Source organism: Janthinobacterium algoris, from assembly GCF_051380935.1.
Lineage (GTDB): Bacteria > Pseudomonadota > Gammaproteobacteria > Burkholderiales > Burkholderiaceae_D > Janthinobacterium.
This window is the reverse complement of sequence record NZ_JBNYXZ010000002.1, coordinates 69,022-86,557: the sequence shown is the minus strand read 5'-3', so window position 1 is coordinate 86,557 and position 17,536 is coordinate 69,022. Positions and strand designations below refer to the sequence as shown.

The window sequence follows — 17,536 nt, the reverse complement described above, 5'->3', positions numbered from 1 at the left end:
TTATGCTAATGCGTATTCTTATGCTGCTTCCAGCTGGGTGGCATAGGCGAGGATGTTTTCCTGCGTGATATCGTCGCCTGTCACTTCGCCCGTCAGCCGTCCCTCACACATCACCATCACGCGGTCGCAAATGCCGACCAGCTCGGCCAGTTCGCTGGAAATGCACAGCACAGCCGTGCCCGCGTCCGCCAACTGATGGATGATCTTGTAAATTTCGCTCTTTGCGCCCACGTCCACGCCCCGTGTCGGTTCGTCGAGTATCAGCACTTTCGGTGCGATGGCCAGCCAGCGCGCCAGCAAGACTTTCTGCTGGTTGCCGCCAGACAATCCCCCCACGATGCCTTCCGGGCCGGATACCTTGACGTTGAGGTTGGCAATCGCCTCGCGCGTCAGCTGCGTCAGGGCGCCACGGTTGACCACGCCCGCCGTCGAATGCTTAGCAAGAATGTTCATCGACATGTTTTCCATGGCCGACAATTGCATGAACAAGCCCAGGCTCTTGCGGTCTTCCGGCAGGTAGCCGATGCCGTGGCGGATCGCCGTCAGCGGCCGGTGAATGTGCACTTCCTGGCCGTCGAGCCAGACTTGCCCCGATTGCTTCTTGTCGGCGCCAAAGATCAGCCGCGCCAGTTCCGTGCGGCCCGCGCCGACCAGGCCGGCCAGGCCCGTCACTTCGCCCGCATGCAGGGCAAACGAGGCGGGCTTGACCTTGCCGCCGCCCACGTTTTCCACGCGCAGTCGCTCGGCACCCCGCGTGGTGCGGCGCTGGTGCGCATAAAAGTCGTCGGCGGGGCGGCCCACCATCATTTGCACGACTTTCTTTTGATCCAGCTCATCCTTGCCCAGTTCGCCCACATAGGCGCCGTCGCGCAGCACCGTGATGCGGCGCGCCAGGCGTTCCACTTCGGCCATGCGGTGGCTGATGTAGAGCACGGCCAGGCCCTTGTCGCGCTGCTCTTCGATGATGCGGAACAATTGTTCGGTTTCCCGGTCGGACAGGGCGGCAGTGGGCTCGTCCATGATGAGGATGCGGCTTTCGTGCACGAGGGCGCGGGCGATTTCCACCTGCTGCTGCTCGGCAATCGACAGGCTGGCTACCATGGTATCGGCATCGAAACGGGAGCCGAGATCGGCCAGGATGGCATTCGTGCGTGCGCGCATTTCGCCGCCCTTGACGGTCCAGAACGGTCCTTGCGGCTCGCTACCCATGAAGACGTTCTGCGCCACCGTCATGTTCTTGGCCACGCTGAGTTCCTGGTAAATCAGGTTGATGCCCAGGGCGCGGGCTTCGCCCGGGTTGCGGATCTTGATCGTCTTGCCGTCGAGAATGATTTCACCCGCGTCCGGCGTGTACACGCCCGAGAGGATTTTCATCAGGGTGCTCTTGCCGGCGCCGTTTTCGCCCATCACGGCATGGATTTCGCCGCTGCGCACCGTCAGGTGCACGCCGCGCAGCGCGCGCGTGGCACCGAAGCGCTTCTCGATGCCGCGCATTTCAAAAATAATATCGTCGCTCATGACTGTCCTTCCTTGCTGGTGAAACTGGCGCCGCCGGCCTGTGGGCAGGCGACGCCACGTGGTTCAGGTCAGGCAGATCAGTTCTTTACCCAGCCCGTGTAGGTGGCGACGTTTTCCTTGGTGATGGCCGGGGTCGGCAACAGCACCATGGTCTGTTTCGGCATACGGCCGTTCATGATGTCGTAGCCCATCTGCACGGCGTCGGTGGCCATGCGGTAGGGGTTTTGCGCCGAGGTGGCGGCAAACAGGCCGGCCTTGTTTTTCAGGGCATTCTGGCCATCCGGCGCGCCATCGACGGCCGTGATCAGTTTCACGTCCGTGCGCTTCGACTGCTTGATCGCCAGTTCGGCGCCGATGCCCGTCGGATCATTGATGGCAAACACGGCGTCGATCTTCGGATGGGCCGTCAGCAAATTCGACATCACGGTCATGCCGCCATCGCGGCTGCCGCCCGCGTTCTGGTTGTCGGACAGAATCTTGATATCCTTGAATGCGGCCAGGGTTTTCTTGCAGCCGTTGACGCGGTCGATGACGGACGTGACCGGCGGGCCGTTGAGGATCACCACATTGCCCTTGCCGCCGATCTGCTTGGCCAGGTAGGCGCACGACACGTCGCCCGCCATGGTGTTGTCGGACATCACGGTGGCCGAGGCGCCCACGGCGCCCACGTCGACAGCGATCACGACCACGCCCGCATTGCGCGCTTTCTTGATGGCCGGTGCGATACCCTTGGAATCGACGGCGTTCAGGATGATGATGTCGGTTTTATTGGCGATGAAGTTTTCGATCTGGTCCACCTGGGTGTTCAGGTCATACTTGCTGGACACCGTGGTGACTTTCACGCCAGGGCCGCCCAGCTTTTTCGCGCTTTCTTCCGCGCCGCGACCAATCGCCACGAAGAAGGGGTTGGCCAGGTCGCCCACGCTCACGCCGATCGATTTCAATGGCTTGTCGGCAGCAAAGGCGCCGCAGGCGGCGGACAGCAGCAGGGTGGCGGTAATGACTTTTTTCATGAGGATCTCCAAGGGTTTTTATTGTAAAAACAAACGGTGCTACGGGTGAAAAACTATTAAGTTCTTAACTTTTCAATCATGGCGTCCAGCTTGCCCGCATCGACGGCAAAGCCGCGGATGCCTTCGGCCAGCTTTTCGGTTGCCATCGCATCGTCGTTCAAGGCGTAGCGGAAAGCCGCTTCGTCATACGTGATGGCAGCCTGTGGCGCACCCAAGTCGCCGCCCAGGGCGCGCTCGAACGGTACGCTTGACGCTTCCAGCTTGGCCAGCAAGTCCGGGCTGATGGTCAGCAAGTCGCAGCCGGACAGGGCCGTGATCTGCCCCACGTTGCGGAAGCTGGCGCCCATCACTTGCGTGGCGATGCCATGTTGTTTGTAGTAATTGAAGATGCGCGTGACTGACTGTACACCTGGATTGTTGGACAAGCTGCGTGCCGCTTCGTCCCATGCCGTGCCCTGCGACTTCTTGTGCCAGTCGTAGATGCGGCCCACGAACGGTGAAATCAGGCGCACTTTCGCGTCGGCGCAGGCGACGGCCTGGCAAAACGCAAACAGCAGGGTCAGGTTGCAAAAGATGCCATCTTTTTCAAGTTCACGCGCTGCCTGGATGCCTTCCCAGGTGGCGGCGACCTTGATCAGCACGCGCTCGCGTTTGACGCCTGCTTGCTCGTACAGGGCGATCAGGCGGCGTCCACGGGCGACGGTGGCGGCGCGGTCAAAGCTCAAACGGGCATCGACTTCCGTCGACACGCGGCCCGGCACGACCTTTAAAATTTCCAGGCCGAAGCGCACCAGCACCTGGTCGACGATATCGTCGAGTGTAGCGGATTGATGCTCCGCAACCGTGCTTTCCAGCAAGGGCGCGTAGTCTGGCTGCAGCACGGCCTTTAAGATTAGCGACGGGTTGGTGGTGGCGTCTTGCGGGGCGAAACGCGCCAGTTGCAAGAAGTCGCCCGTGTCGGCGACGACGGTGCTGTATTGCTTCAGTTGTTGCAATTGATGTTGTAACTGAGTCATTGCTGCTTATCCTTTGCTGAGTTGGTGCAAAGCTTGCACGGCGGGAAACAGGCTACGGTAGCGACCGTAACGGATGCTCAAGGCTGCGCTATGCGCGGCATTGGGCAGGAAAGTGTTTTTGATGGGCAAGCCCTGCGTCAGCAGGCTGGTGTCGCCGATGGCGGCAAAGCCCAGCTTGGCCGCGCCCAGGCTGGCCGACAGCTCGCTGTTGTGCAGGGTGCGCATTTCGCGTCCCAGCACATTGGCCAGCAGCTGCGCCCAGTACTGGCTGCGCGCGCCGCCGCCCACCAGCATGCAGTGGGGAACGACGGCTCCGGTCGAGGTGACGGCCGCCATGGCGTCGCGCAAGGCAAAGGCCACGCCTTCGAGCACGGCATAGCCGAGCTGCGCCGGCGTGCTGTCGTGGCCCAGTTGCAAGAAGGCGCCGCGCACTTGCGGATCGTTATGCGGCGTGCGCTCGCCCGACAGGTAGGGCAGGAAGAGGGGCGCGGAGGGGGCAATTGGCGCTTCGAGCGGCAAGCCCGCTTCCACCAATGCCAGCAGGGCGGCTTCGTCGGGCTGGCCCAGCACGCTCGTCGCCCAGCGCAAACAGCTGGCGCCCGACAAAATCGCGCCCATCGCATACCAGCGCCCGGGCAGGGCGTGACAAAAGCTGTGCACGCCAGCGGCCGGGTTGCCCAAAGGCGCTTCGGTGACGGAAACGATGGCGGCGCTGGTGCCCAGCGAGATAAAACTGTCGCCGCCGTTGACGGCGCCGATGCCCACGGCCGAGACGGGATTGTCGCCGCCGCCACCGGCCACCACCACGTCCATGGGCAAGCCCAGCTGGTCGACGATGGCGCCCAGCACGGTGCCCGTGGCGGCATCGCCTTCGGCCAGCGCCGGCATTTGTTCCCGCGTCAAGCCGCAGGCGGCCAGCATGGGGGCGAACCAGGCGCGCTTGGCCTCGTCCAGCCACAGGGTGCCGGCCGCGTCGGACATGTCCGTCAGTTTGATCCCCGTCAAGCGCAGGCGCAGATAGTCTTTCGGCGACAGCAGGCAGGCGATGGCGGCAAACGCCTCGGGCTCGTGGGCTTGCAGCCACAGCAATTTCGGCGCCGTCAATCCCGCCATGGGCAGGCTGCCCGTCACGTCCGCATACGCGGGATAATCGCGCGCCAGGGCGGCCGCTTCGGCTTCGGCGCGTGCATCGTTCCACAGGATGGCGGGCCGGATCACAGTATCGTTGGCGTCGAGGAGCACGGCGCCATGCATCTGGCCCGACAGGCCGATGCAGGCGATCCGCGCGTAGTCCTGCGGCCAGCCGGCGCGCAGCTGGCCCAGCGCGTTGACGCAGGCGGCCCACCAGTCCTGCGGCGCTTGTTCGGACCAGCCCGGCTGCGGACGGCTCACGTCCAGGCGCACCGATGCCTGGCCGCGCACGCTGCCAGTGCTGTCCATCAGCACGGTTTTCAGTTCGGAGGTACCGAGGTCGATACCGAGGGAAATCGCTGGATGCATATGTTTACAGTAAAAGGTCAGGGGCAGCCGCAGGAATTGCGCACGCGCAAGGCTGGCGACAAGCGCTGCACATGCTGGGCGCGGCCCGGGTTGGCGATACGTTCGATCAACAGGTCGACGGCCATGGCGCCCAGCTCTTCGAGCGGCTGCGCCATCACGGTCAGGCGAGGGCTGAAATAGTCGGCCCAGTCGAAATCATCGAAGCCGGCCAGCGCCACGTCTTGCGGTACCGCAATGTGGGCATCGCGCAAGGCGTGCATGGTGCCGATGGTCATCAGGTTATTGCCGGCCACGATGGCCGTCGGACGTTGCCCGGGCGCCAGCGCCAGCAGTTCGCGCGTGGCCGCGCCGCTGCGTTCCAGCTGGGAGTCACCCGAGCGCAGCAGTGCGGGGTCAAAAACGATATTGGCGCGCTGCAAGGCCAGGCGGTAGCCTGCGATGCGCTCGTCCGTCGTGGACAGGCCGGGCGCGCCGGCGATGAAGCCGATGCGGCGGTGGCCGTGGGCGGTGATCAAATGGTTGACCAGCTGCGCCGTCGCCTCGATGTTTTCCACGCCCACCTGGTCGAACGGTTGCCGCGACATGCGGTCGACCAACACGGAAGCGATCTTGTTACTGGTCAAATAGTCGAGGGCGCGGTTGTGCGGATCGCCCGAGGGCGCCAGCACGATGCCGTCGACCCGGCGCTGGTGCAAGTTCTGCACCACTTTGAGTTCTTGCGCGGGATCGTCATGTGTATCGGAAAACAGCATCATCAAGCCGTGGCGCGTGCAGGCCGCCTCGATGGCGCGCACGGTTTCGCTGAAGTAATGATTGGTGAAGGCGGAAATGGCCACGCCGATGGTGCCCGACGACGAGCCGGCCAGCGCGCGCGCCAGCATGTTCGGCACATAGCCGATCTGCTGCATGGCCGCGTTGACGGCGGCGACGGTTTTCGGGCTGACCTTGCGGGTGCCGTTGAGTACGTGCGAAACGGTCGACAGCGATACATCGGCCGCGCGCGCTACATCTTCCATGGTGGCCATGGTGTCTCCTGATGATTTTTTATTATTATGTGCTGCGATTGGTTGCGGCTGTGTCGCCGCGTTTGAATCTATCGTAAACAAAAGAAAGCGCTTGCGCAAGCGCTTTCTTTTTTCGCGCGAACGATATCGGGGCAGGGCATGGAAGTAAAACTGGAGGGATAGGCGGGAGAAAAACAGGACGGAGCCGGGCGTTGCCGGCTCCGTTAGCAATTACTGAATCACCAGCTCATGCAGTTCGCCGGGCGAGTCCGGGAACAGTTTCACGACGGTGGAAGTGCGCGTGCCGTAGCCCGGCGTTTCGATGCAGACGGCGGACAGCACGCGCTCAAGGTCGAGCGGCACGCCCGTGTCGGGCAAGCGGAAGTCGGGTGCGCGCGTGGTGTCGGCCAGCATGTCGAAGTACGCGTCGTCCGGTGCTCCCTGGCACAGCAGGCTGGCGAACTGGGCCTTGGTCTTCAAGACTTTCGGCCACGGCGCGTCCAGCAGGGCGTTCGACAAGCCGTAGATGCCCGGTTCCAGAGGCTGGCCATTGCGCGCATCGCCATCGCCCCGGTTGGAAAACCAGATCAGCGTATGCGCGTCGCCCAGCACCAGATTAAAACCGTTGTAGGCTTTGCATCCGGGGCGGATTTGCGCGATGTAGTCTTGCGGCGACATATTGCCGGCCAGGTAGTCGGCCACCAGGGCGCCGCGCGAAGGGGCGTCCGGGTTGCGGTCTTGCGGGCTGCGGATGTTGGTGATGGCGGCGAAGCGCGAGCTGCCGCTGCCGGCCTGGGTGATGCCCATCCAGCTGCCGCCCGCCTGCAAGTCGCGGCCCGCATATACTTGCGGGTGCTCTGGCCAGGCGCCGGCGGGGGCGCTGGCGCGTTCATAGAATTCGTCGCGGTTGGCGGCGGCAATCAGCGGGATGTGCGGATTGACTTTCCAGGCAAAAACGATCAGGCACATGGAGGCAAATCCATGAACACTTCCGTATGGCGCGCGTCGGCCGTCAGGGCCAGCAAGCCCGCCTCGTCGGCGGCAGCGGCCAGCAGTTCGGCAAAGCCTTCACCGACGACGGGATAGATTTCCATCCACGTCTGCAAGCCATCCTTCACTTCCGGGCGGCGCTTCAGTTGCGGCGCCACGCCAGAGGCCGCCGCCAGTTTCGCTTGCATGGCGCGCACGCGCGCTTCCAGCGCCTGGGCGTGCTCTTCCTTCACCTGATAGTAAATGTATACATCTTTCATGGCATTCTCACAAATCGAGTGCGTCGAGCACGTAAGGCATGGGCAGGAAATGCACGTGGGCACCCTGGGCCGAGCCGTAGCGCACGGCGCCGGCGGCGCTTGAACCTTCTGCTATCGCCCCCAACTTCATTTCAACGAGGGCGTCGATGCCACCGCTGCCGTTCGGCGCGGCGTTGACGACCATGCCGCAAGGCTGGTCCGGGTCGCTGACGGCAAACAGTTCGCCGCCGCCCACGACGGAGGCGTCAGCGATGCTGACGAGGGTGGTACGGCGCTTGAGCTTGCCAAGGTACTGGCTGCGCGCGACGATTTCCTGGCCCGGGTAGCAGCCTTTCTTGAAATTGACGCCGCCCAGCAGCTCAAAGTTGACCATTTGCGGCACGAATTGCTCTTGCGTGGCGGCCGTGATCTGCGGGATGCCCGCATGGATTTCCGACAGGCGCCAGCAATCATTGCCGCCTTTCGTCAGCTGTTGCGCCAGTTGCGGCCACACGTCGCGCGCCGTGGCGGCGGAGGTCAGCCATTCATAGCGGGCGCTGCCGAAGGCATCGGCCACGCGCAACAGGGTGCCCAGCGCATGCTCGACTTTGCTGAACGGCACGGCGGGCAGCACAGGGAACAAGGCGGAAAGTGCCGCGCTGGCCCTTAGTCCCCCGAGGCCCAGGATGACCTGATTCGCTGCATCAAAGGACGCATCGTGCAGCTTGGCCTTGGCGCGCAGCACGAACATCTGCAGGCGCTTCTGGATGCCAGGCTGCAGGGTGCGCGGCAATTGCAGATAAATGGTGGTGGCATTGCGCCACATCAGGAAACTGGCCAGCAGCCGGCCTTTCGGCGTGCAGTAGCCGGCCAGGCGCACTTGCTCCTGGCTCAGGTGTTCCACATCGTTGGTCAGCTGGCCATGCAGGAAACTGGCAGCCTCGTCGCCGTTCAAGCCGATCAAGCCCTGGTCCGTGATGGCGGCGACAAAACCTTCTTGCAGCTGGGACACTGTCAGGGCTTGGCCGAAATCGTGGATAGTGGCGGCGGCGATGGGGGCTGTGCTGTCAGGCGCGCCATCGCTGACAACGGGGCGAGCGCCTTGGGCAGTTAAAAATTGATTCCAGTTATTCATAATTTCCATTAGATCAGCAATTAAGCATTATCATTACGGGTTCATTATAGTGATGTCGCGCCGATTGCGTCGGCAGCGGCAAGATTGTCAGTGCTGGCGCCGCTTTGCGCGCACTTTCTTCACAAATGAACGATCATAACAAGCGGACGTTGGCTATCAGCGCCCGCATCACAAGAATCGGAACAATGGCTTTCTTTAAAAAACTTGTAGTCAGCTCAGTCATCGCCGCCATCGGCGTCGGTGGTACTTTTGTGTACTGGGCGCAGCAGCCCGTCACCACGGAAGGCGAAGCGATTCCGTTTACGATCGCGCCCGGTAGCGGCGCGCATGCGGCCGGCCAGCAGATCGCGGATGCGGGCGTGCCCATCGTGCCCATCCTGTTCAACATGCTGGCGCGCATCGAAGGCAAGACCTCGAAGATCAAGGCCGGTTCTTACGAGTTGAAGCCGGGCACCACGCCACAGCGTCTGATCACGCAACTGACACGCGGTGAATTCGCGCAAGAGTCCTTGACCATCATCGAAGGCTGGACTTTCAAACAGATGCGCCTGGCGATGGCCAACCATGCTGGTCTCAAGCACGATACGGCAGGTTTCTCCGACAAGGAACTGATGGCGAAAATCAGCCCTGAGTATGGGCATCCGGAAGGCCTGTTCTTCCCGGATACCTATCTGTTCGCCAAGGGCGCCAGCGAAATGCAGATTTTCAAGCAGGCGCACACGGCCATGATAGGCCGCCTGTCCGAAGCGTGGGACAAGCGCGATCCGGCCCTGCCATATAAAAACCCGTACGAGGCGCTGATCATGGCTTCCATCGTGGAAAAGGAAACGGGACAAAAGTCCGAGCGTGCCATGATCGCCGGCGTCTTCGTCAACCGCCTGAAAACAGGCATGCTGCTGCAGACGGACCCGACCGTGATCTATGGCATGGGCGACAACTACCAGGGCAAGATCCGCAAACGCGACCTGGAAGCGGACACCCCGTACAATACCTACACGCGCGGCGGCTTGCCGCCCACGCCGATCGCACTGGCTGGCGCGCAATCGCTGACGGCGGCGCTGGCGCCGGCCCGCACGCAGGCGCTGTATTTCGTGGCGCGCGGCGACGGCACCAGCCAGTTCTCGGCCAACTTGCCCGACCATAACCGCGCCGTGAACCAGTATCAGCGTTAATTGCCAGCATTTTTGCCAGCAATTTTGCCAGCATTCTTGCCAGCATTCATCATCACCAGATTAAGAGTTTCATGACACAACAATATCAACCCCGCTTCATCACCCTCGAAGGCATCGATGGCGCGGGCAAGTCGACGCATATCGGCTTTGTCACCGACTACCTGCAGCAGCGGGGCGTGACCCTCGTCTCGTCGCGCGAACCGGGCGGCACCAGCCTGGGCGAAAAGCTGCGCGAACTACTGCTGCATGAAAAAATGCACCTGGAAACGGAAGCCTTGCTGATGTTCGCCAGCCGCCGCGAGCACATCGCGCAAGTCATCGCGCCCGCCCTGGAGCGGGAAGAGTGGGTCATTTCCGACCGTTTTACCGATGCCAGCTTCGCCTACCAGGGCGGCGGACGGGGCATGGATTTGCGCAAGATGGAAGCGCTGGAAGCGTGGGTGCACCCGCATCTGCAGCCGGACCTGACGTTGCTGTTCGACGTGCCGCTGGCCGTGGCCCGCGCCCGCCTGGACGCCACGCGCGCGCTCGACAAGTTCGAGCAGGAGCAAGCGGACTTCTTTGCCGCCACGCGCAACGAGTATCTGCGCCGCGCGGCGCAGTTCCCTGAACGCTTCCGCATCATCGATTCCACGCAAAGCATTGCTGATATCCAGGTGCAGCTGGCACAACTACTTGATGTATTGCTTGAGAAAAGCGTCACAAGTTACTGATTGACAAGGAATAAAATGACCAGTCCTCTCTATCCTTGGCAACAAGACGCCTGGCAGCAATTGCAAGCCTTGCGTCCGCGCATGCCGCACGCCATCCTGTTCCATGGCGCGCAGGGCATCGGCAAGGCCGACTTCATCGAGCATTTCGCGCAGGCCTTGCTGTGCGAAGACGTGCGCGCCGACGGCCATGCCTGCGGCACGTGCGCCTCGTGCGGCTGGTTTAGCCAGGGCAACCATCCCGATTACCGCAGGGTCCGCCCTGAAGCGCTGGAAGACGAGGTGGCCGACGATGGCGAAGAGGGTGACGGCACGAAGAAAAGCGCCAAGACCAAGACGCCGTCGAAAGACATCAAGATCGAGCAGATCCGCAATCTGGCCGACTTCATGAACATTTCCACGCACCGACAAGGCTTGCGCGTGGTAGTGCTGTATCCGGCCGAAGCACTCAACACGCCCGCCTCGAACGCTCTGCTGAAAACCCTGGAAGAGCCGCCGCCGGGCACGGTGTTCCTGCTGGCATCGAACAGCCTGGACCGATTGCTGCCGACGATATTGTCTCGTTGCCGCAAGTTCGCCTTGCCCATGCCCAGCCACGAGCAGGCGTTGACCTGGCTCAAGGCGCAAGGCTTGAACGATGCGGACAGCTGGCTGCGCGAGCAGGGCGGCGCACCGCTGGCCGCGCTGGCCCAGTCCGAGTCGGGCGGCCGCGAAGAAACGGAACAATTGCTGCAGGTGCTGGCCAACCCTGGCGTGGAAGCGGCCCTGAAGGCGGCGGATAAATTGCAGAAGGCGCCGCTGGCGCCGCTGGTGGCATCACTGCAGCGCTGGCTGTACGACGTGTTTTCCGTTAAATTGTCGGGCACCATCCGCTACTACCCGCGCCATCGGCGCGAGCTGGAAGCACTGGCCGGACGCATTAACGTCAGCCGCCTGATGGCTGCCATCAAGGCCGCCAACGAGCGCCGGGCAATTGCCGAGCACCCCTTGTCGCCCAAGCTGTTCCTGGAAGACATGCTGCTCGATTACTCTTCCAGTTGCCAATAAAATCAATTACTTGCCTTGCAAAGTTAATCCAGATAATTTCTTGCGCAGCCAGTGTTGACAGGCCTTCTTAGCCGCAGGCGCGCGTGCAACTGCGGTAGTGCACCTCGCAAGCTTGCTGGCGTTCGGCGCGCCGGGCGCGGAAGGCCTGGGCTTGCGTCGGTTGCAGCTGCTGCGACTGGGCCCCCGTTTCCCGGCTTGCGGCAACGTAGGGATTGCTGCTGGGCTTCATCGACAAGATGGGGCTGGTGTCGTCTTCCGTGGCGCTTTGCACTTGCGCACGGCAATCCTGGCGTGCCGATGCGCACACGGGCGCGCACAGGCCCGCCTCGGGGATGGCCTTGGGCGCGTCGCGCTTGTTCTGCACCTGTACTTGCGCCTGCGCAGGCGCTGCCAGGGCCAGGCAGGCCAGCAGTATCAAAGGGCCGGCAATTTTCAGCATGAACACTCTCCACGTTTCCGTGCGCAACCCCATGGCTGCACACCGGCGCTCCACTATACATCTTGATAATATTTTCGCCTAGCGCGCCATCGCCGTCTACCGCGCTTGGCCCCCGGTGTTACAGTCAAAACACGGGACAGTGAGCAATTCGCGCCCGGCAAGGCTGCCTTCATGATCAATTACCGGATCGATGACCTCGATGCGCTGCTGCAAACCCTGCGCGACGAAGGCTGCACGGTGCTGGACAAGGAGGGCAATAGGCACGACAGGCGCCAGATCAGCGATAATGTCGGCTCAGCTAACCATTCTATTTATTTATGCGCGATATTATTGCTGGATTTCTACGCTTCCAAAAAGAGGTTTTTCCCGCCCGCCGCGAGTTGTTCAAGACCTTGGCCACGGGACAAACCCCCAAGGCCCTGTTCATTTCCTGTTCGGACAGCCGCATGGTGCCGGAACTGGTGACGCAGCGCGAACCAGGCGAGCTCTTCGTGATTCGCAACGCGGGCAATATCGTGCCTTCGTATGGTCCCGAACCGGGCGGCGTGAGTGCCACGGTCGAATTTGCCGTGTCCGCCTTGAACGTGAGCGACATCGTCATTTGCGGCCATTCCGATTGCGGTGCGATGAAGGCGATTGCCACCTGCGCCTGCCTGGATCACATGCCGGCCGTGCGCAGTTGGCTGCACCATGCCGATGCGGCGCGCATGATCAACGAGTCGGTCGAGCATCCGACGGAACAGTCGCGCATCGACGGCATGGTGCGCGCCAACGTGGTGGCGCAACTCAATAACTTGCGCACCCATCCGTCGGTGGCGCTGGCCATGGCGCAAAACCGGCTGACCCTGCATGGCTGGGTGTATGACATCGAGAACGGCTCCCTCGACGCGCTCGACGAGTCGACCGGCCACTTCGTTCCGCTCGCCGACCACCCGGCCTCGCAGCTGTAATCGGCTGCAAGTATCCGTACCGAGGCAGCAGGGGGGGCGCCCGGCGCTTCCCCTGCCAGTTTTTGCTCCCTCCGGTACAATCCCGCCTTATGTATATCGATTCCCATTGCCATATCAATTTCCCCGAGCTGGCTGCTCGCATGCCCGAGATCCTCGCCAAGATGGCCGAGAACAAGGTGACGCACGCCCTGTGCGTGTCCGTCGACTTGCCGGACTTCCCCCAGGTGCTGGCCCTGGCCGAGCAGTATCCGCATATTTTTGCTTCCGTCGGCGTGCATCCCGATTACGAGGACACGCCTGAACCGTCCGTGGAAGACCTGGTGCGCTTGGCCGATCACCCGAAGATCATCGCCATCGGCGAGACGGGCCTCGACTATTTCCGTCTGACGGGCGACCTGGAGTGGCAGCGCGAGCGTTTCAGGACCCACATCAAAGCATCAAGAATCACCCGTAAGCCTTTGATTATTCACACACGGGCAGCCAGTGTAGACACCATCCGCATCATGCGCGAAGAGGGCGCCGGCGTGGCGGACGGCGGCGTGGCCGGCGTCATGCATTGCTTTACGGAATCGCTCGAAGTGGCGCGCGCCGCCATAGCCATGGGTTTCTATATTTCGTTTTCCGGCATCGTCACGTTCAAGAGCGCGAAAGACTTGCAAGCCGTGGCGCTGGAAGTGCCGCTCGAGCGCATCCTGATCGAGACGGATTCACCCTACCTGGCGCCCGTACCCTTCCGCGGCCGCATGAACGAGCCCGGCTACGTGGCCCACGTGGCGGAATACCTGTCGGCCCTGAAAGGCATTCCTTTGGCCCAGGTGGCGCGTCAGACGACGGACAATTTCTTCAAATTATTCAATCAGTTGCCATAACTTCTTAAGGTCAAACATGATGAAAAAACTCGCCCTGGTGATGCTGCTGTGCTGTGCCGCCGCCAGCCACGCGGCGCCGGAACCGGATGCCTTCTTCCGCGCCGTGTCCGTCAACAACGCCAGCGGCGTGCGTAGCATGCTGGCTGACGGCATGAATCCGAACCAGGCTGACGCGCAGCGGGGCGATATTCCCCTCGTGCTGGCCCTGCGCGACGATGCGGACAAAGTGTTCAAGCTGCTGCTCGACGCGCCCGGCATCGATATCGAAGCGCGCTCTGCCAATGGCAACACGGCATTGATGATGGCGGCCTACAAGCACAAGCAGGATGCCGTGGAAGCCTTGCTAGCCAAGGGCGCCAAGGTCAACCAGAGCGGCTGGACGGCGCTGCACTATGCGGCTTCGGCGGGCGACTTGCCTATCATGAAGATTTTTCTCGACCGCGATGCCGTGGTCGATGCGCGCGCGCCCGCCAACGTCACGCCGCTGATGTTTGCCGCCCGCGAAGGGCAGGAAGGCGCCGTCAAGCTGCTGCTGTCCTGGGGGGCAGACGCCAGCCTGAAAAGCGACCATGGCTGGACGGCCGTGCAGTTCGCGCAAGCCGGCGACAAGCCGGGCGTGGTGGCCATCATCGACACTGCCCAGAAGGCGCGTGCCGCCCGCAAGTAATGTTTTCAAGTAATGTTTTCAAGTAATGTTTTAATTTCAATACTTTCCATGCCAGCGCTGAAACTGGCATGGAATTGCCTCTCACCTCAGCCCTTTGTTCTCCCTCGTGATTAACGATAATGATCGTGTCGCATTAATCAGGAGATCTTTCGCATGGGCAATCAAACCACCGTCAAGCGCCGGCTGTACTGTCGCCGCCCCGCGCGCAGCCCGTGCGACATCACTGCTTTCTGGAATGACAAAACCGATCGGCCATCGGAGCCAGACTCCAAGAGGACAGACATGCTGAATGAACGAGAAATCGAGAGTTGTTACCTGGGGCAATTTATCCCCGTCCATTACCACCACAATATGTTGATGGACCAGAACCGCATGCACGGGTTCAAGTCGGCGATCGATTACGCGGTGAAACCCGGCATGAAGGTGCTGGAACTGGGTGGCGGCACGGGCGTGCTGTCGTGGTTTGCGGCCGCGCGCGCCGACAAGGTGTGGTGCGTGGAGTTCAACCCGGACATGGTCAAGGAAGCGCGCAAGATGCTGGCGCTTAATCCCAACGGTGAAAAAGTCGAAGTCGTTCACGCGGACGCCTTCGAATACCTGCCGCCGGAGCCCGTCGATGTGGTCATTTGCGAAATGATCCATGTCGGCATGTTGCGCGAAAAGCAGGTGGAAGTGATCGAATCGTTCAAGCGTCGCTACCTGGCCCGTTTTGGCGGCGCGCTGCCCATTTTCCTGCCCGAAGCCGTCATCATGGCCGTGCAGCCGATGCAGCAGGAATACGATTTCGAGGGTTTTTATGCGCCCATCGTGCAATTCCAGGAAACCACGGCCATCCACCCGGGCGTGCAGGAGCTGGCGCCGCCGTCCGTCTACAGCATCATCGACTTCAGCCAGCCGACGGACAGCGTGTTCGGCTTTGACGGCAAGTTTGTCGTCGAGCGCAGCGGCACCCTGAACGCCTTGCGTTTCGTCACCAAGAACATCCTGGCCGTGGTGCCCGAGCGCTCGAGCACCATCGACTGGTTGAATCACTACATGTGTTTGCCGTTGGCAACGCCGGTGGCCGTGAAGGCGGGCGACGTGCTGCAAGTGAGCTTCCAGTACCGCGCTGGCGGCTCGATTCCCTCGCTGGAAGCGTCGATCCGCGCGCAAGTGATTTATGACGTGAGTCTTCAGCCCGTCGTGCAGAACGCCGTGTACGCCTGAACCTCAGCCTGATTATCATTAATTGAAAGGCAACGCCGCAGCGATTTCGTCCTGCGGCGTTTGTCCATTCAGGGTATATTTCGTCCTTTACCACTGAACAGCTTTATTATCATGGAACAGATCGATCAGCGTTATCTCGTGCAACAGAACAAAATCAGCGATGGCGAGACCAGGCCGCCCGTGTTTGCCAAGGTAATGCGCAGCAAGGAAGGCGCGTTTGAAGGCGTGTCCTTCATCAAGTCGAAGGAAAAGGCCAGCATTCTGACCATCGAAGATGCCAACCAGGCCATCAAATGGGCCACCAACAAGAAGCCGAACGCGCATGAGTACATCACGAAAGTGATTTGCGTCGGCCAGTAAGCCTAGTAAGCCGCTCGCCAGCGACCGTTCATCCCCGTTTTTACTCCGTTTATCCCTGTATTGTGCAGTTCATCGCATGGCCGTTGCCGCCCCGGTAGCGCTTTTATATAGTGCTGTCACGGTAGCGGGGCAAGCACGGCTTGCTCCGCACATTTCATTCGAGGGGAACGTGATGCTGGGATTTGTGCTGTGGCTGCTGCTCTTGCTGGTGTGCTGGCCGCTGGCCTTGCTGGCACTCGTGCTATATCCGCTGGCCTGGCTGCTGTTGCTGCCATTGCGCTTGATCGGCATTGGCGTGGAAGGCGTGTTCGAATTGCTGCGCGCCATCGTCATGCTGCCGGCGCGCGTGCTGGGCGGTGGCCGGCGTTGAGATTTTCTTTTCTGCAATAAAAAATGGCGCTCTTGGCGCCATTTTCATTTCTGTCACTGTGTTGCTTACAGGTCGACCATGAAACCGGCGCCGATCGATTTCTGCGAATAGTTGTAGTCGATCAAGCTCTGGCCATAGCCGGAGAACAGTTGCAGATAGCCTTTCAAGTTGGCCTTCAATGGGAAAGCCCAGCTTGCCTGCATGGAGCCATGCTTCTTGCTGAAATTGCGGCGCGCCGTCACGGCGTATTCATGGCCCTTGTTGCGGTAGCTGACGCGCAAGTCGCCATGCCCCATGTAATCGGTGATGTCGATATTGTCATTGTCGGTCTTGCCATTGTCGAGGCGGTGCCAGACGCGCGTCGTCACGGCCAAGTTGTCTTTTTCCACGCCCAGTTCGGCATACACGCGGTTCCAGCTGCGCGACAGGGTCGACGTCTGGCCGTTCGACTGGTGTACCAGGCCGAAGTTCAGGTAATTGAATTCGACGCCCGCGAAATTCTTGTTGATCGGTAAGACCAGCATCAGTTCCGGCTGATAGTTGGTCTCGCGGAACGGGCTCGATGCCTTGCGGTTATATGCTTGCCAGAAACTTTGCTGCGTGTAGCCGAACCACATGTCGATGGGTGTGCCGGCTATGTCTTCCAGCAACTTCATTTTGAAGCTCAGCTGGAAGGTCAATTCCACATGCTGGCTCTTGATGCCGCCTGGCGTGAAATCCTGGAATGGTTCGTCGTTGGACGCGTCGCTGTAATTGGCCAGCAGCAGATAGGTATCGCGGTGCGGGCGGAAGTTGAACAGGCCGCGCTTCGAGGCATCGTTGAGTTCCCAGGATTGCTGCGTGCGCGAAATCGGCGCTTCCGGTGGCGCCGCGCCAGCTTGCGCAATGGCGGGAATGGCGGCGTTGACGGCGTCGGGCGTGGCCACGCCAGGCGGACTGACGGGGGTGAGGGGAGCGCCCTCGGCGGCCGCTGCCAGGGTGACGGCCGCGGTGGCGGGATCACCGCCGGCGGCGATGGTGGCCTTTTCCGCCGCTTTGGCCAGGGTATCGAAGCAGCCCAGGCGGGCGCTGGCATCGCCAAGCACGGCGCAACGCTGCATTTGTTGTTCCAGTTCGCCGGCCATGGCCAGCGCCGGGGACGCCAGCAGGGAGGAGAGGATTATTTTTCTTAGTTGGATAGTCATAGGCTGAGTGGGGCATGTCATTCGGTGCACACCTGGGCAGGCATGCCGGCGGCGTCGCCTTGCACGATACATTACCGTGCGTCTTGAGTCTGATTCATCTTTGTTGGATTAACAGAGTTGAAAGTATAGCCGAAACTCTTGTTTGTC

General features: G+C 61.4%; 19 protein-coding genes. 9 read left to right on the top strand and 10 right to left on the bottom strand.

Annotated elements, in window-relative coordinates:
• Positions 1-18: 18 nt before the first annotated feature.
• The 8 genes from ACQ4W7_RS03275 to ygfZ all read right to left on the bottom strand — a co-directional run bounded on the left by ACQ4W7_RS03275 (position 19) and on the right by ygfZ (position 8,424).
• Positions 19-1,518, bottom strand: coding sequence for a sugar ABC transporter ATP-binding protein (locus tag ACQ4W7_RS03275; protein ID WP_426071212.1), 1,500 nt, complete (start codon positions 1,516-1,518; stop codon positions 19-21).
• Positions 1,519-1,595: 77 nt separating this feature from the next.
• Positions 1,596-2,531, bottom strand: a complete 936-nt coding sequence (locus ACQ4W7_RS03270) for an ABC transporter substrate-binding protein (protein ID WP_436528407.1) — start codon at positions 2,529-2,531, stop codon at positions 1,596-1,598.
• Between the two features lie 56 nt (positions 2,532-2,587).
• On the bottom strand, positions 2,588-3,547 hold the full coding sequence (tal, locus tag ACQ4W7_RS03265) for a transaldolase (RefSeq protein ID WP_436528405.1): 960 nt from the start codon (positions 3,545-3,547) through the stop codon (positions 2,588-2,590).
• A 6-nt stretch (positions 3,548-3,553) separates the two neighbouring features.
• Positions 3,554-5,035: a xylulokinase gene (gene xylB / locus ACQ4W7_RS03260; RefSeq protein ID WP_436528878.1), complete on the bottom strand. Its 1,482-nt coding sequence runs from the start codon at positions 5,033-5,035 to the stop codon at positions 3,554-3,556.
• A 29-nt stretch (positions 5,036-5,064) separates the two neighbouring features.
• Positions 5,065-6,072, bottom strand: coding sequence for a LacI family DNA-binding transcriptional regulator (locus ACQ4W7_RS03255; RefSeq protein WP_436528403.1), 1,008 nt, complete (start codon positions 6,070-6,072; stop codon positions 5,065-5,067).
• A 210-nt stretch (positions 6,073-6,282) separates the two neighbouring features.
• Positions 6,283-7,020 carry an NRDE family protein gene (locus tag ACQ4W7_RS03250; RefSeq protein WP_101481379.1) on the bottom strand — a complete coding sequence of 246 codons (738 nt, stop codon included), beginning with the start codon at positions 7,018-7,020 and terminating at the stop codon, positions 6,283-6,285.
• On the bottom strand, positions 7,011-7,301 hold the full coding sequence (locus ACQ4W7_RS03245; RefSeq protein ID WP_436528400.1) for a DUF4936 family protein: 291 nt from the start codon (positions 7,299-7,301) through the stop codon (positions 7,011-7,013). The genes ACQ4W7_RS03250 and ACQ4W7_RS03245 overlap by 10 nt, the downstream gene beginning before the upstream one ends.
• A 7-nt stretch (positions 7,302-7,308) precedes the next feature.
• On the bottom strand, positions 7,309-8,424 hold the full coding sequence (gene ygfZ, locus ACQ4W7_RS03240; protein ID WP_436528398.1) for a CAF17-like 4Fe-4S cluster assembly/insertion protein YgfZ: 1,116 nt from the start codon (positions 8,422-8,424) through the stop codon (positions 7,309-7,311).
• Positions 8,425-8,600: 176 nt separating this feature from the next.
• Between ygfZ and mltG the strand changes: the two genes are divergently transcribed.
• The 3 genes from mltG to ACQ4W7_RS03225 all read left to right on the top strand — a co-directional run bounded on the left by mltG (position 8,601) and on the right by ACQ4W7_RS03225 (position 11,344).
• Positions 8,601-9,587, top strand: coding sequence for an endolytic transglycosylase MltG (gene mltG, locus ACQ4W7_RS03235; protein WP_426071206.1), 987 nt, complete (start codon positions 8,601-8,603; stop codon positions 9,585-9,587).
• Positions 9,588-9,658: 71 nt separating this feature from the next.
• Complete coding sequence (tmk, locus tag ACQ4W7_RS03230; RefSeq protein WP_436528396.1) at positions 9,659-10,300, top strand: dTMP kinase; 642 nt, start codon at positions 9,659-9,661, stop codon at positions 10,298-10,300.
• 15 nt (positions 10,301-10,315) lie between these two features.
• The gene (locus tag ACQ4W7_RS03225) at positions 10,316-11,344 is read left to right on the top strand and encodes a DNA polymerase III subunit delta' (protein ID WP_436528394.1); all 1,029 of its coding nucleotides are present in this window, start codon (positions 10,316-10,318) and stop codon (positions 11,342-11,344) included.
• Between the two features lie 67 nt (positions 11,345-11,411).
• Here the strand turns inward: ACQ4W7_RS03225 and ACQ4W7_RS03220 are convergent, their stop codons facing one another.
• Entirely contained in the window at positions 11,412-11,783 is a 372-nt protein-coding gene (locus tag ACQ4W7_RS03220; protein WP_426071203.1) for a hypothetical protein, read from the bottom strand.
• 317 nt (positions 11,784-12,100) lie between these two features.
• On the opposite strand from ACQ4W7_RS03220, the gene ACQ4W7_RS03215 reads away from it, so the two are divergent.
• From ACQ4W7_RS03215 to ACQ4W7_RS03190, 6 genes are all read left to right on the top strand, one after another.
• Positions 12,101-12,733 carry a carbonic anhydrase gene (locus tag ACQ4W7_RS03215; protein WP_426071202.1) on the top strand — a complete coding sequence of 211 codons (633 nt, stop codon included), beginning with the start codon at positions 12,101-12,103 and terminating at the stop codon, positions 12,731-12,733.
• 89 nt (positions 12,734-12,822) lie between these two features.
• The gene (locus ACQ4W7_RS03210; RefSeq protein ID WP_426071201.1) at positions 12,823-13,602 is read left to right on the top strand and encodes a TatD family hydrolase; all 780 of its coding nucleotides are present in this window, start codon (positions 12,823-12,825) and stop codon (positions 13,600-13,602) included.
• A 16-nt stretch (positions 13,603-13,618) separates the two neighbouring features.
• Complete coding sequence (locus ACQ4W7_RS03205) at positions 13,619-14,269, top strand: ankyrin repeat domain-containing protein (RefSeq protein WP_436528388.1); 651 nt, start codon at positions 13,619-13,621, stop codon at positions 14,267-14,269.
• Between the two features lie 282 nt (positions 14,270-14,551).
• Positions 14,552-15,475: a class I SAM-dependent methyltransferase gene (locus tag ACQ4W7_RS03200; RefSeq protein ID WP_426071199.1), complete on the top strand. Its 924-nt coding sequence runs from the start codon at positions 14,552-14,554 to the stop codon at positions 15,473-15,475.
• Positions 15,476-15,586: 111 nt separating this feature from the next.
• On the top strand, positions 15,587-15,835 hold the full coding sequence (locus ACQ4W7_RS03195; protein WP_436528386.1) for a hypothetical protein: 249 nt from the start codon (positions 15,587-15,589) through the stop codon (positions 15,833-15,835).
• A 172-nt stretch (positions 15,836-16,007) separates the two neighbouring features.
• On the top strand, positions 16,008-16,205 hold the full coding sequence (locus ACQ4W7_RS03190; protein ID WP_096235523.1) for a hypothetical protein: 198 nt from the start codon (positions 16,008-16,010) through the stop codon (positions 16,203-16,205).
• A gap of 65 nt (positions 16,206-16,270) precedes the next feature.
• Here ACQ4W7_RS03190 and ACQ4W7_RS03185 read toward each other — a convergent pair whose 3' ends face one another.
• Positions 16,271-17,389 carry a phospholipase A gene (locus tag ACQ4W7_RS03185; RefSeq protein WP_426071197.1) on the bottom strand — a complete coding sequence of 373 codons (1,119 nt, stop codon included), beginning with the start codon at positions 17,387-17,389 and terminating at the stop codon, positions 16,271-16,273.
• Between the last annotated feature and the right edge of the window lie 147 nt (positions 17,390-17,536).